General features: G+C 42.4%; 11 protein-coding genes. 6 read left to right on the plus strand and 5 right to left on the minus strand.

Going from position 1 to position 14,074, the window contains the following annotated elements; all coding sequences use genetic code 11:
* Nucleotides 1-356: 356 nt before the first annotated feature.
* The 3 genes from GBI16_RS03005 to GBI16_RS03015 all read left to right on the plus strand — a co-directional run bounded on the left by GBI16_RS03005 (nt 357) and on the right by GBI16_RS03015 (nt 2,597).
* Nucleotides 357-734, plus strand: coding sequence for a hypothetical protein (locus GBI16_RS03005; protein WP_086208990.1), 378 nt, complete (start codon nt 357-359; stop codon nt 732-734).
* Complete coding sequence (locus tag GBI16_RS03010; protein ID WP_151706509.1) at nt 728-1,909, plus strand: CsgG/HfaB family protein; 1,182 nt, start codon at nt 728-730, stop codon at nt 1,907-1,909. Before GBI16_RS03005 ends, GBI16_RS03010 begins: the two co-directional genes overlap by 7 nt.
* Nucleotides 1,910-1,994: 85 nt before the next feature.
* Nucleotides 1,995-2,597, plus strand: coding sequence for a hypothetical protein (locus tag GBI16_RS03015; RefSeq protein WP_086208988.1), 603 nt, complete (start codon nt 1,995-1,997; stop codon nt 2,595-2,597).
* A 122-nt stretch (nt 2,598-2,719) separates the two neighbouring features.
* Here the strand turns inward: GBI16_RS03015 and GBI16_RS03020 are convergent, their stop codons facing one another.
* On the minus strand, nt 2,720-4,543 hold the full coding sequence (locus tag GBI16_RS03020; RefSeq protein WP_151706510.1) for an acyl-CoA dehydrogenase C-terminal domain-containing protein: 1,824 nt from the start codon (nt 4,541-4,543) through the stop codon (nt 2,720-2,722).
* A 231-nt stretch (nt 4,544-4,774) separates the two neighbouring features.
* On the opposite strand from GBI16_RS03020, the gene GBI16_RS03025 reads away from it, so the two are divergent.
* Nucleotides 4,775-7,201, plus strand: a complete 2,427-nt coding sequence (locus GBI16_RS03025; protein ID WP_151706511.1) for a hypothetical protein — start codon at nt 4,775-4,777, stop codon at nt 7,199-7,201.
* Nucleotides 7,202-7,243: 42 nt separating this feature from the next.
* On the opposite strand, the gene aroE is transcribed toward GBI16_RS03025, so the two are convergent.
* From aroE to hemF, 3 genes are all read right to left on the minus strand, one after another.
* A complete protein-coding gene (gene aroE, locus GBI16_RS03030; protein WP_086208985.1) occupies nt 7,244-8,032 on the minus strand; it encodes a shikimate dehydrogenase in 789 nt (262 codons plus the stop codon).
* Between the two features lie 91 nt (nt 8,033-8,123).
* Nucleotides 8,124-8,330: a hypothetical protein gene (locus GBI16_RS03035; protein ID WP_086208984.1), complete on the minus strand. Its 207-nt coding sequence runs from the start codon at nt 8,328-8,330 to the stop codon at nt 8,124-8,126.
* A gap of 286 nt (nt 8,331-8,616) precedes the next feature.
* A complete protein-coding gene (gene hemF / locus GBI16_RS03040; RefSeq protein WP_086208983.1) occupies nt 8,617-9,558 on the minus strand; it encodes an oxygen-dependent coproporphyrinogen oxidase in 942 nt (313 codons plus the stop codon).
* A gap of 267 nt (nt 9,559-9,825) precedes the next feature.
* On the opposite strand from hemF, the gene hemN reads away from it, so the two are divergent.
* A complete protein-coding gene (hemN, locus tag GBI16_RS03045) occupies nt 9,826-11,190 on the plus strand; it encodes an oxygen-independent coproporphyrinogen III oxidase (RefSeq protein ID WP_110974095.1) in 1,365 nt (454 codons plus the stop codon).
* A gap of 61 nt (nt 11,191-11,251) precedes the next feature.
* Here the strand turns inward: hemN and ribA are convergent, their stop codons facing one another.
* Nucleotides 11,252-11,854, minus strand: a complete 603-nt coding sequence (ribA, locus tag GBI16_RS03050; RefSeq protein WP_086208982.1) for a GTP cyclohydrolase II — start codon at nt 11,852-11,854, stop codon at nt 11,252-11,254.
* Between the two features lie 305 nt (nt 11,855-12,159).
* On the opposite strand from ribA, the gene dxs reads away from it, so the two are divergent.
* Entirely contained in the window at nt 12,160-14,061 is a 1,902-nt protein-coding gene (gene dxs / locus GBI16_RS03055; RefSeq protein ID WP_119064770.1) for a 1-deoxy-D-xylulose-5-phosphate synthase, read from the plus strand.
* Nucleotides 14,062-14,074 lie beyond the last annotated feature (13 nt).

The following is a 14,074-nucleotide window of genomic DNA, read 5'->3' on the forward strand; positions in this document are numbered from 1 at the left end:
TGAGTATTTTATTTAATGACTGAATTTAAACCGTTTAATTGGATAAAAATATAGAATTATAAATAATGTTTACATAATATGTTTTCTTCTTTTATTTATGTTTTTGATTTTTTATTAATATGTTTTTAATTTATTTTGAAATTTTTATTTACATTTTAAATAGCATACCAAGTTTCAGTCAATAAAAATTAAAACAATGGGATGGGTTGGTTTTTTTTGGCTGTCTGTTATTTTATTATTCTGTTTGGGTTATTTTAATTTTATATGTGGTTTAATGGGTTTTAATTTGTATTGAGTTTAATTTTATGAAGCAGAGAGTGTGAAAATAATATGGGTTAATAGGGAAGGTTAAGTTCATGAAAATAGTAGTAATTAATATAGGATTATGTTTTTTATTTTGCTTGAATAATGCCTATGCAACGTCCGATGAATGGAGTACGCGTTGGAAAGCTTCTACAGTACGTTCTACAGAGAATTTAGTCCAAGCGAATTTAATTGAGCTCATGGACTCAGATTATTATGAAGGTCTTGGAAAAACCACAATTTATAGCACATCGACCAGCTCAATTGGGACCGTAAATTCATCTACCAGTAACGTTAATGTGAATGGTTCTGAGAACAGCGTTGATATTTCTAGTGATGCTGTGAATGAAGCAGCAGTGAATTCAACCACAAATCAAAATAATCCAGCATGCCCTAATTTGAGCACCCAACAGGGGGTCTCATTATGCTGAGTTTTCAAATCAATAGAAGATTAATATCTTCAGCGAGCGTGTTGGTCGCCTTAAGTCAAGTGCTAACAGGTTGTACGGGACTCGCAGTATCTAATAAACAGCCTGTCACTTTAGTACAAGGTCCTCCAATTACAGATATCTTTACCCCTTTTGATATGGCTTTGTCTTGTTTAAAAGGACAATTACGCACCGATGTTAATTTTTCTGTAGGGGCCATTTTAGACCAGACAGGGAAAGACGTGGTCACCAATGGCGGAAGTGGAAAAATGGTGACCCAAGGCGCAGGGGATATGGTGCAATCAGCCCTGTTCCAAGCTGGTGTTAGCCTGTTAAACCGACGTGATCCGCGGATTATTGAAAGTGAAGCAAAGTGGGGGATTCGAGATCCTCGAAATATTCACGCTTCAGATTATTACGTCACAGGGAGTATCAATAGTTTGGATTTTATTCCTGGCGGGGGTTTTGACATGCAAGTCGGTGGTGTTGGGCCTAGCTATAGCCAAACCCGAATAATGGTTGGTCTGGACTTGTCTCTTACCGATACCCGTAGCAGTCGAGTGGTTGCAAACGTCTCTCTGCAAAAGCAAATCGTTTCACAGGATTATGGTCTGAATGCAGGTCGATTTGCTGGACACACTTTACTGAATATTCAAGTCGGCAAAGGTGAGCGTGAGGCAACAAATTTTGCATTACGCCAAATGCTGAATTTGGCAACCTTTGAGCTGTTAAGCCAGGTCATTCCCCCGAGTACATTTGAGAGTTGCAGAGTGGCGATTCCCCCTGAATTTGGCAGTCTCAATTTAACGCGCAGTTCGGTTGCACTGCATAAATATAAAGAAAGTCAGCAAAACAGCACGATTGAAAACCCCAATAAGAGTCTATTGGATGCCCAACCATACAAGGGGGCAGCGCCCAATGAAAAAAATAAATTAACGGATACACCCAGTAAAGATACACGTCCTCCGAAACAAAGAGAGTCTGAGTTGATTCAGGATCCTGATGCAGAACCAGAAATGAGCAAGCAGGATTTAATTAAATATATCAGCAAGAAAAAAGCTATGCCGTCTAAGTCTGTAGAGAAAGACGATGTGAAAACAGAGGAACCTGCACAACTGCTTTGGGATATCAATCCAGCAGTCACTGAAAATTATTGGTCAACAACGAATCGAGATTAACTGAATTGAAAAGATAGGCTCGCTCCTATTATATAAAAAAGAAGTACTTAGCGAGGAGTACTTTAGAGTGTATAAGGAAATAACGATGAATAAGACTATCAAAACAATTGCCTTATCTGTATCTGTAGCTTTCTTATCAAGTGCTGCATTGGCTGGAGGAGGACACCATGTACAGGTGGATACTGGTTTACAAGACACCCTAGCACTTTTAGCTCAAAATGCTGAAAATGGAAGTGCGTTAAATTTAGCTATTAATACCAATAGCATAGACGCAACGGTGAATACGGCGGGTGGAATCAATGACGTGGGCACAATTGAAACCTCAGCAATTGGTGCTGTAAATACGGGTGAGATCACCCTTGAACAAGGTAGTGTGTATCAAGTGAGTTCTGGTGCATTTAGTGGTGATCTGGAGGCCTCCATGAGTGCTTGGAAAAACATGGATGGTCATCATTATCAACAATTAGACTCAGGTGTTGAAGCTTCTGTGGCAGCAGGTGTGGATACTGAATATTATCAAGAGCTGAATAGCACATTGAGCAATTACGCTGCTGCAAATTTAGCCTTTAATTCAGGTTCTGTTGATGCTTCAGTCAATACCAAAGGCTTCAAAAACACTGTTGAAAGTATCAAAACCTCAGCGATTGGTGCTGCCAATACTGGCAGTATTACGGTCACTGTAAAGTAAGCTCATTCCACGACTTAAATAAAAAATCCAACTATCATCAGATAGTTGGATTTTTTTAATTTTGATGAAGGTCATCTGATGTTATGCAATGCATTTACAAGATGACATCTTCAATTTTAAGCTTAGTAATCAAAGCTAAAGTGTTCAGTTGCCAAGGAAGTCATGGTTTTTGAAGGATTGACCATTGCTTCAGCATGACCTTGGGTACGTGGAAGCATACGCTCAAAGTAGAAGTCAGCCACTTTGATTTTAGCTTTATAAAATTCAGCTGTTTCTTGGCCTTCACCTGATGCCAATTTCGCAGAAGCTACAGCTGCTTGTTGAGCCCAGAAATAAGCCATCATCACATAGCCAGAGAACATCAAGAAGTCTACAGATGCAGAAGACACGATGTCACGGTCTTTACGTGCTGCCAGCATAATACGAACAGTTAAAGCATTCCATTGTGCGCAAAGCTTAGTTAAGTCCCAAGCAAAACGGCGCATGTATTTGTTGCGAGCATGTTGACCACAGAATTTCAGGATTTCAGCGGTGTAGTCACGAATGACTTTACCTTTAGAGGTCAGCAGTACTTTACGACCGATTAAGTCAAGTGCTTGAACACCTGTTGTACCTTCATACAGTGTCGCAATACGTGCATCACGTGCAATTTGCTCCATACCCCATTCTTTAATGTAGCCATGACCACCATAAACTTGCATACCGTGGTTTGCAGCTTCCAAGCCTAATTCAGTTAAGAAGCCTTTTAAAATTGGAGTATAGAAACCTAAGTGATCATCATGTGCTTCAAATGCTGCAGTGTCGCCACGCTCTAAGGCATCGGCCATTTTGTCTGCAATTTGCGCTGCATAATAAATCATTGAACGACCACCTTCAGCAATCGCTTTTTGAGTCAACAACATACGACGAACATCGGCATGGTGAATGATGGCATCAGCGACTTTTTCAGGGTCTTTCTTGCCAGAAAGTGCACGCATTGACATACGTTCTTTGGCATATGGAAGTGCACCTTGGAAAGAAAGCTCAGCATGTGCAATGCCTTGAATTGCTGTACCGATACGTGCGGTGTTCATGAAAGTGAACATGGCATGTAAACCTTTGTTTGGTTCACCAATCAAGTAACCGATAGCATTGTCAAAGTTGAGAACGGCTGTTGCAGAAGCACGAATACCCATTTTATGTTCAATTGAACCACAGGTCACAGGGTTACGTTCACCGAGGCTACTGTCTGCATTGACCAAGAATTTAGGCACAATGAACAGTGAAATTCCTTTGGTGCCTGCAGGTGCATCTGGAAGACGCGCAAGTACGATGTGAATGATGTTTTCAGTTAAATCTTGTTCACCTGCTGAGATGAAAATTTTAGTGCCTGAGATGTTATACGTGCCATCAGCATTCGGTTCGGCTTTGGTTTTGACTTGACCTAAGTCGGTACCACACTGTGGTTCAGTCAAACACATAGTGCCTGACCATGTACCAGCCACTAAGTTCGGCATATATAGATTTTTTTGTTCGTCTGTACCAAACTGCAAAATGGTGTTCATACAGCCGATGCTTAAACCTGGGTACATTTGGAAAGACCAGTTTGCTGTACCCATCATTTCCGATTTAATCAGGTTTAATGATTGTGGCAGGTTCTGACCGCCAAATTCTTCAGGGAAAGACAAACCTTGCCAGCCACCTTGGACAAACTGGTCATAAGCGTCTTTAAAGCCTTTTGGTGTTTTTACTTCACCATTGTCGAAGGTACAACCTTCTTCATCACCCGATTGGTTTAAAGGAGATAAAATATTTTCACAAAAATCTGCTGCACCTTCTAAGATCATATCTACCGTGTCAGCGTCGGCAGCTTCACCATTCGATAGGGTTTGATAATGTGCAGGATAGTCCAGCACTTCATTCATTAAGAAGCGAATATCATGTAAGGGAGCTTTATATGCAGGCATGTGTGTAATCCTAATTTAGAAATAGTATTGGATTATTTAAAACGATCATTTCATTATTCATACATCGTATCAAAATACATTGATAAATCAGACCTAAAAAAATGTCAGAAAGGCGAATTGGTAGATAAAATCATCAATCTAAAAAGACAGTTCTGTTACACTGACTCGATGGTCTTTTGATCATGTACTTTTTTAATAAACTATAATTAACTCAGGTTTTCAGCAAGTATTATGCGCTTAAAATATATAACACTTTGTTTATTGGGTTTGAGTATCAGTGGGTGTACTCAGCATGTCATTAAATCCAATGCTTCTTTAGATCAGCAGTTGGGGCAACAAGCCACGCATGGTCTAAATGCCATGTTTGAAAATGCCAGTTATGATTTTAAAGGGCAGTTCTCGATTCAGTCGGATTTTAATTTTAATGAGTCAAAGCCTAGGGCTCAGTCAAATTCCAAGTCCAATGCTCAATCAAATGCAACGAACTTAGATCCAGAGTTGAAAAAGCAATTAGATCAATTATTAAAAAATCAAAAGATTCCATTTACAGCTAAAGAGAAGCAGGCCTTGTATGATGCGCTTGCGCGTGAACAAAATCCGTATGCATCGCTGTATAGCACGGGTGAGTCACGTTCAGCTCGCACGCAAATTGCAGAATCATTGGTGAATTTACTCAATGATTTGCAGTTTAGTTACAACGGTTCCGTACATTTTCGTCAAAAACTGGCTGCACTGACGTTGCAGTTGAGTTATCAAAAGCCAACCTTACAAGTGCAAGCACAGTTGCCGATGGTGGTTGATTTTAATGACTATAAGTTTTACACCAACTATTTTGCCTTTATGCCATTCATGGTGAACCGTGAAAGTCAGGATCGTTTTGCATACATTGACTTTTCCAAGCATAAAGATGCATTTGGCCATATTGATTTTAAGAAATTTGCAGAATATTTAAAGCAAATGAATGCCTTGCCTTATGCATTGGCAGAGCCAAATCAGGTACATAGTGTGGGTTTGAGTAAACAAGAAAAAGATGCAGGATTGAGTAAGAAAATTCGCTATATCGGCGACTTAGAAACAGCACAAGTACAATTGGGCTTATTTGAATACGTCAACAAACTGCACTATACCCAGCAGATACAAGCTTTTGATGCCGAGCGTCTGATTCAAGACGCTGAAAAAACGCCAAGCGCAGCAGATGATGCGATGCAAGCAGCGAAAGAAGCAGAGATGGCTGCCGCAGGTGTAGCAACTGAAGACCCTGCTTATGCCTCACTTGAGCGTGTCACGAGTTTAGTGAATCAGCAAATACATCATTTAGGTTCACATGATGGGGATGAGCAGGGCATCGCGGTAGATGCTGTCAGTGATGCGGTTACAGATGCGGCTGCTGATGTTGCCTATGCAGAGGATGAGACAGAGGATACAGAAGAAGTCTCTGCTTCTGCATCATCTAATACTCTCTCTGAAGAAGCTTGTGATGCGCTCATCAACACTAAGAATATTCCTATCGGCAAAGTGACGGCATGTCGGGACTATCAAGATATTGATGTGCTTGCGCCTAAAGCCGTGACTCAATCGGTAGATACAGAGAGTTTTGGTCAAGCCGCGATCAATGTTTTGGAAGAGCTAAAACCACTCTTTACGGCATATCAAACTGAGCAACTGGTCGATGCGCAAGGTTTTAAACAACTTTGGCAAAAACATCAGGCTGAAATTACACCGATCATGGCACAATTGGGAACAGAGCGTTCACCATTTGTGATGGATGTTGCACTCGACCAAAAAGGCCGTGCGCAAAATATGGATTACAACATTGTAATCAGCGATGAGCAAATTGGTAAGCTACAAATTAAGAGTACCAATCAGGTGTTTAATTATGGCAATGCCACAGCGATTGACCGTCAAGCTTTAAAAAACGCCAAATCTATTGAGGAAGTGTCTAAAGGTTCATTACTGGAAAACGTAGTGAAAGGCATGCTTGGACCATTAGGTGCAGACGCTAGCGCATCTCAAAGTGTTGAGACAACATTGTCAGATACGGCAGAGCAACCTAAAGACATTTCTGATTATTACCAGCAAGTTTCCAAACAAAGCTATGCACGTCATCATTCAGAGTTAAAAGCATATCAAGCAACCTTTGCCTTGGTATTCGCTGCGCAACGTCCAGAATATATTCGTTATTATAGCCCAGCGACCATCAATGAAATTTCAGAAGTGTATGCCTATGAGTTCATGGATATTGCAGAGCCGAAAGGTTCAGCACTGAAACGTTTGAATCAGTTACGTCAAAAACATGTCCTACAGCACCAACAAGACTTTGACGAATTGGGCGAACGTGTCGCGAATATTGTTGAAGATGCCTTAGACGAAGCACAAGAAAGTCAGCAATGGAAAGACTTGGTTAAAAAATACAAGACCAAGCAGGCACTCTTTGCACATGTCTATCAAGAAAAATTTACCGATAGCTATGAGATTGAGCCAGAGCAAAAAGCAGACTTAGCGCAGGCGGCACAAATTTTTGCTAAAGCATTTGCCGATGACTTAAAAGGTCAATTGACAGAAAAATCATTGCAAGGTTTGAAGCTTGAACATGATGACTTCTTTAGTGAGTCGACTTATTATGAGACGTATAAATCCGTACAAAAGCAGATGAAGTAATGTGAAAAAAGAACCTCTGCGGAGGTTCTTTTTTATTGAGTTTTATAAAAAATCTTTCAGGTTAGGTTTGACGCCATTCCAAATAGAAAAAGATTCAATCGCCTGACCAACAAGCATGCCATAGCCTTCTGAGGTGAGTACGCCACGTGCTTTGGCTTGGTCTAAAAAGGTCGAAGGTTTGCCATAGGCCATTTCATAGGCATGTTGAAACAGGAGTGTCTCGGGCAGAACGAGGGCGTCACCACTTAGGCTGGCGGAGGTTGCGTTAATCACTAGATCAAACTGACCATCGAGTGCATCTAAGCCGATAGCTTGGAGTTCAGCTTGAGGGACAGCTGTTTTTAAGTCACTCACCAGTTGCTCTGCACGTGCAAGGGTACGATTGGCAATCACAATTTTTTTTACCCCTGCTTGTACCAGTGGGTAGATAACGCCGCGAGTTGCACCACCTGCACCGATGATCAGCACATCAGTCTGGTCTAAGTTCCAGTCCAAAGCATGAATAGCATCAACTAGCCCTTGACCATCGGTGTTGTCTCCATGCAGTTGACCATCGACCATCCATAAAGTATTCACTGCTTTTGCGATTTTGGCGCGTTCAGTGAGGACTGCGCAGGCAGCAAAAGCTTGCTCTTTAAATGGAACTGTGACGTTTAGACCTATGCCACCGTGGGCGAAAAATTCTTGGATGTTGGCGAGGAAGCCATCGAGCGGTGCAAGACGTTTACTATAGTTGAGGTCGAGCCCCATTTTTTGTGCAAACGCATGATGCAGTTCAGGTGAGCGAGACTGCTCAATCGGGTTGCCAATGACAGCGAATTGTTTGCTCATCGCACCAAGTCCATGTGAGAAATGCCGTTCAATATACGGCAAATTAGACTCAGGCTAAAGCGTTAGACTATTTTTTCTGAAGCAGAAGGGCTTATGGATTACAGATGTTGTGAATCGTATCAAACAATAGCTTTGCCGCAGTCAGGGTTAAGCCGATACCTGCAAATACGGTGATGCTGATGGAAGCATTATCATTGAATGCACTTTCAGAAAAAATAGTGGTACTGATCGAGCTTAGCAACACTATAGCAAAGCAGAAAAGAACCATGGTGGTCGAGCTAACTCTTTTTGCGAACATGTTTGGGACCTCAGAGAACAGCAAAGGAGGATACTAAATGTTGATGTCATTAAAATGAATACATTGAAAATGACTTAATTTAGCTTACGGTTTTTGCGAACTCAAAAGAACCCAATTGCTGTTTTAAACCTGTGACAATGCTTTAATAAATGCAAAGAAATGACGCTTTGTGTAGTGGTCATTCTACGGGGAATTGATCGGGAAATATATAAAATTTAATGTATAAGCTGCCCTAATCTAGTGAAAAGGGCATGCGTAGAGGGTATAGAATTGTAAGCCTGTGTGTCTATTTGAGCAGGTTGAGCCAATCTTGGGGTTTGAGGTAATAATCGGTGAGTTTTTTCTCAGCGGAATCAAGCTCCCATTCAGGTCGATATGACCAACCCGCCAAATTCGGCAAGCTCACTAAAATCGACTCAATCCGTCCCCCTGTTTGTAGACCAAAAAGCGTACCACGGTCATAGACCAGATTATATTCGACATAACGACCGCGACGATAGATTTGAAAGTCGCGTTGTGCTTCGCTATATGGCTTGTCTTGGTTGCGCTGGAAGATTGGAAGAATGGCATTCAGATAGCCATTGCCCACAGCTTGAATATATTGGAAACAGGTTTCAAAGTCCCATTGATTAAGATCGTCAAAGAACAGTCCGCCGACACCGCGCTGTTCATCACGATGTTTTAAGTAAAAATAGTCATCGCACCATTGTTTATGTTCGGCATAGACTTCAGCGCCAAAGGGAGCACATAAGTCATGCGCCGTCTGATGCCATGACAGTACATCTTCATCGTTGGGATAAAATGGGGTGAGGTCAAAACCACCCCCAAACCACCAAATGGGGTCTTGCCCTTCTTTTTCAGCCACGAATAAGCGCACATTGGCATGTGAAGTCGGGACATTCGGGTTTTTCGGATGGATCACCAAGGACACACCCATGGCTTGTGCTTTGGCACCTGCAATTTGCGGATGGCGTTCAGTCGCTGAAGCGGGGAGTTTAGAAATGTTGATGTGTGAGAACATCACCCCGCCTTTTTCAATCACTGTGCCATTTTGTAAAACGCGTGAACGCCCCCCACCGCCTTCAGGACGTTCCCAGTCATCTATTTCAAATTGCGCTGTTCCACCGCCAGCACACTCTTGTTGTTCAAGTGCAGAGCAAATACGTGCTTGTAAATCGAGGAGAAATTCGCGAACGCGTTGGATATCCGCAGACGTTGGGTGCTGCATGAAAAGCCTCAAGGGAAGAGATGAAAACTGCCTACATCAAAACATAAAATAGCAAAAAGATTAAGAATATTTTCCTGAGAGGCTTACAGCAGATTGAGTCGTCTCGAAGTAATTTAAAAATGAAATGCTACCATGTGAAAAATAATCTGACTAATTCGCTAGGTTGAATTCTGATTCCAAGCTCAGCAGAATAACCCAAATACAGACCCGAGTTTGATGATGCAGAATGGGCTGCATCTTCTGAATGCGGAAGAACTGATGGTAAATATGCGCGATTCATTGATTCAAAAATACAATGTTCCTGGTCCACGTTATACCAGTTATCCAACGGTGCCGTATTGGGAAGAGGCGCAGTTTTCTTTAGAGCAATGGAAACAGACGCTGAAAACATCGTTTGCTGAATCGAATTCGACTGAAGGCATCAGTCTGTATATTCATCTGCCTTTTTGCGAAAGCCTCTGTACTTTTTGTGGCTGCCACAAACGTGTGACTAAAAAGCATGAGATGGAGCAGCCCTATATTCGGGCGGTTTTAAAGGAATGGTCACTGTATTGTGACTTGCTTGAAGAAAAACCCCGCATTAAAGAAATTCACTTGGGTGGCGGAACGCCAACTTTCTTTTCGCCAATGCATTTAACTCAATTGATTGAAGGTATTCTTGCGCAAGCAGAGATTGCTGAACAGTATGAGTTTAGCTTTGAAGGGCATCCCAACAATACCACACGGGCGCATTTACAAGCCTTGTATGACCTAGGCTTTCGCCGTGTCAGTTATGGGGTGCAGGATTATAATGAAACGGTTCAAAAAGCCATTCATCGGATACAGCCTTTCGAACATGTTGAGCAAGTGACGCAGTGGGCACGTGAAATAGGCTATAGCTCAATTTCACATGATTTGGTCTTTGGTCTGCCTTTTCAGAACCTAGATGATGTCCTTAATACCATTAATCAAACCAATCGTTTACGCCCAGACCGTTTGGCATTTTATAGTTATGCGCATGTGCCTTGGATTAAGGGCAATGGACAGCGTGGTTTTAAAGACCATGATGTGCCGAAAGATGAAATAAAACGCCAGTGCTATGAGGAAGGAAAGAATAAATTACTGGCACAGGGATATCATGAAATTGGCATGGATCACTTTGCTTTAGAAAGTGATGCGATGTACCAATCATTTCAGGCAGGCACTCTGCATCGCAATTTTATGGGCTACACCGCTTCGAAAACCCAAGTGATGATTGGTTTAGGGCTTTCCTCAATCAGCGACAGTTGGTATAGCTTTGCGCAAAATGAAAAAAAACTCGAAGATTATTATGCGCGACTCGAAAACAATGAAATTCCTGTCTATCGTGGGCATATTTTAAGTGCCGAAGATTTGATGATTCGTCGTCATATTTTAAATTTGATGTGTGGCTTTCAAACGTCGTGGGCAGAACCAGAGATGCAATTTCCAGAATTGGTTGAGGTCTTGGGACAACTGGAAGAAATGCAGGACGATGGTTTATTAGAGATTAAGCCACAAAGTATACGGGTGACTGAGCAAGGCAAAGCCTTTGTACGCAATATTTGTATGGCGTTTGATTTGCATTTAAAACGCCGCCGACCCGAGAGTCGTATTTTCTCCATGACCATCTAATATGATTGGAGTGCTCTAAGTCGCCCTTTAAAAAAGCAGGCTTAGAGCATGTTTTCAAAGTTTAAAAATCATCTTTCTTGTACAAGTGCGCCATGCGCTCATGTTTGGTCTTTAAATATTCTTCATTGAAGGGATTTAAACCAACCGTCAATGGTACACGATCCACTACATTGATCCCTTGCTCTTGCAGTGCTGCAATCTTCAGTGGATTATTGGTAATCAAGCGCACCTGTTGAATCTTCAGATGATTCAACATAATGCTGACCATGTCATAACGACGTGCATCGGCAGGTAAGTTGAGCATCAAGTTGGCATCAACGGTGTCATGCCCTTGGTCTTGCAGCGCATAAGCACGAATTTTATTGGTGAGACCAATGCCACGACCTTCTTGACGCAAATACAGAATCACCCCTTGTCCAGCTTCATTAATCAGTTTTTGCGTGGCCTGTAATTGTGGGCCACAGTCACACTTTAAGGACGCAAAGGCATCGCCTGTGAGACATTCTGAATGAACACGGACTAAAACGGGTTCTGTGATCGGCTGATCGAGACCTTTTGAGAGTGCAACATGTTCTTCACCGGTCTTAGGATCTTGAAATACGGTGATGTTAAACTCACCAAAAGCAGTCGGTAAACGGGATGTAGCAACAAATTCAATCGGCACAGCTAAACCTGTAAATAGTTCAGAAATTGGCTAAAGTATAGCGTAATGCATCGACATTGGTAGAATTGCATCCATGAATTTATGCAGAAGATTTTCTTTTTTGTATAAAGCGAACGATAATAGTTGATAAATAGTAAGATTATTCAGGATAATCACATCCACTAAACGAACACCCAGTGAGAGCACTGCTCAAAACTGCATCGCTAGAAATATGGCTGATTGAAGGTGATAGCATTCGACGATATGATCGAATTACCCATTTGACCTAGCTAGATTTGCCAGGCTTTAGAAGGCTTTGCCATATTATGTTGTATACAGAAATACCAGCTCATCGCCCTGTAACACCGTTGTTGGATACGATTGATCATCCTCAACAACTTCGCTTGCTTGAGCAAAGTCAATTAGCACAAGTGGCAGACGAGCTACGTCAATTTATTCTGTATGCCGCAGGACAAAGTGGGGGACACTTTGGTGCAAACCTTGGGGTGGTCGAGCTCACCGTGGCATTGCATTATTGTTTTAACACGCCAAATGACCGCTTAATTTGGGATGTTGGTCATCAAGCTTATCCGCATAAAGCCTTGACTGGTCGCCGTGAACAGCTCACCACGATTCGCGCCAAAGATGGTTTAGCTGCCTTTCCTGCACGTGATGAATCGGTATTTGATACCTTTGGAGTTGGACATTCTTCGACTGCGATTTCAGCAGGTTTGGGGATGGCGCTGGCACGTCGTTATCAAAACAATCCTTGTGAAGTGGTCGCAATCATTGGCGATGGGGCGATGACTGCAGGTATGGCCTTTGAAGCCATGAACGATGCAGTTGCGCATGATGCGGACCTGATGGTGGTACTGAATGACAACGATATGTCGATTTCATGTAGTACTGGTGGTTTTGCAAAACATCTGGCTTCAATTTGGGAAAGTGGACAGTCCATTAATATTTCAGATGATGGCGAAGCCTATGTGCAGCCACATCCTGAATGGACTTATAACTCGCGCTTACATAGTGCAGCCACAGATGCGGCCGACAACGTTTTTAAAGCGATTGGTTTTGATTACTTTGGGCCTTTCGATGGGCACGATGTCGAGCAGTTGACACAAGTCTTTACCGCATTGAAAAAACGTAAAGGGCCACGTTTAATTCATGTCTATACCAAAAAAGGCAAAGGCTTTGCCCCAGCTGAAGCTGACCAAATTAAATATCATGCAATTACAAAAATAAATGCTACAGCATCTAGCAATACTGCACCGAAGTACTCAGATGTCTTTGGTCAATGGTTATGTGATGAAGCCGCACAAGATGAGCGTTTGTTAGCGATCACCCCTGCCATGTGTGAAGGCTCAGGTATGGTGGGTTTTGCCAAACAGTACCCACAGCGCTTTTTTGATGTCGCGATTGCAGAACAGCATGCGGTGACTTTGGCAGCGGGTATGGCGTGTGAAGGCTTAAAACCTGTGGTTGCAATCTACTCGACTTTCTTGCAACGTGGCTATGATCAATTGATTCATGATGTGGCCCTACAGAACCTAGATGTTACCTTTGGTATCGACCGTGCAGGCTTAGTGGGTGAAGATGGACCGACTCATGCTGGAGCCTATGACTATGCTTTCATGCGCACCGTACCGAATTTGGTGATTATGGCGCCAAAAGACGAAAATGAATGTCGTCAAATGTTGCATACTGCTTATTTATACAATGGTCCTGCCGCAGTGCGTTACCCGCGTGGCAATGGTCTCGGAGTTGAGATTCAACAACAGATGACTCCGATGGAAATTGGTCAGGCTGAAATTGTCGCGAGTTTTAATGATGCCCAAGATGACGTTATTAGCATTCTTGCCTTTGGTAGTCGTGTTCAGGCCGCAGTAGAAGCAGCACAGAAATTGGCTGAACAAGATTTGGCGGTTCGTGTGGTAAATATGCGCTTTGTGAAGCCGCTTGATGAAAAAATGATTACGACTTTAGCGCCCTCAACGGCTTTATTTGTGACGGTTGAAGAACATGCGGTGATGGCGGGTGCGGGTAGTGCAGTGAATGAATATTTGGCACAGGCTCAAATCGTGAAACCGATGTTAAATCTTGGTTTAGCAGATACCTTTATGCATCAAGCCACGCATGCGCAAATGTTGCATCAGGCCGGACTAGATGCCGAAGGCATTGAACGTTCAGTACGCCAAGCATGGTTAAAACTTGTACATATGGTGTAAACGCCGTTTTTAA

Source organism: Acinetobacter sp. TUM15064 (assembly GCF_008980265.1).
Classification (GTDB): Bacteria; Pseudomonadota; Gammaproteobacteria; order Pseudomonadales; family Moraxellaceae; genus Acinetobacter.

Excerpts from the sequence above, each read along its gene's own strand:
- GBI16_RS03005 (WP_086208990.1), top strand. The coding sequence starts at position 357 with ATGAAAATAGTAGTAATTAATATAGGATTATGTTTTTTATTTTGCTTG.
- GBI16_RS03010 (WP_151706509.1), top strand. The coding sequence starts at position 728 with ATGCTGAGTTTTCAAATCAATAGAAGATTAATATCTTCAGCGAGCGTG.
- GBI16_RS03015 (WP_086208988.1), top strand. The coding sequence starts at position 1,995 with ATGAATAAGACTATCAAAACAATTGCCTTATCTGTATCTGTAGCTTTC.
- GBI16_RS03020 (WP_151706510.1), bottom strand. The coding sequence starts at position 4,543 with ATGCCTGCATATAAAGCTCCCTTACATGATATTCGCTTCTTAATGAAT.
- GBI16_RS03025 (WP_151706511.1), top strand. The coding sequence starts at position 4,775 with ATGCGCTTAAAATATATAACACTTTGTTTATTGGGTTTGAGTATCAGT.
- aroE (WP_086208985.1), bottom strand. The coding sequence starts at position 8,032 with ATGAGCAAACAATTCGCTGTCATTGGCAACCCGATTGAGCAGTCTCGC.
- GBI16_RS03035 (WP_086208984.1), bottom strand. The coding sequence starts at position 8,330 with ATGTTCGCAAAAAGAGTTAGCTCGACCACCATGGTTCTTTTCTGCTTT.
- hemF (WP_086208983.1), bottom strand. The coding sequence starts at position 9,558 with ATGCAGCACCCAACGTCTGCGGATATCCAACGCGTTCGCGAATTTCTC.
- hemN (WP_110974095.1), top strand. The coding sequence starts at position 9,826 with ATGCGCGATTCATTGATTCAAAAATACAATGTTCCTGGTCCACGTTAT.
- dxs (WP_119064770.1), top strand. The coding sequence starts at position 12,160 with ATGTTGTATACAGAAATACCAGCTCATCGCCCTGTAACACCGTTGTTG.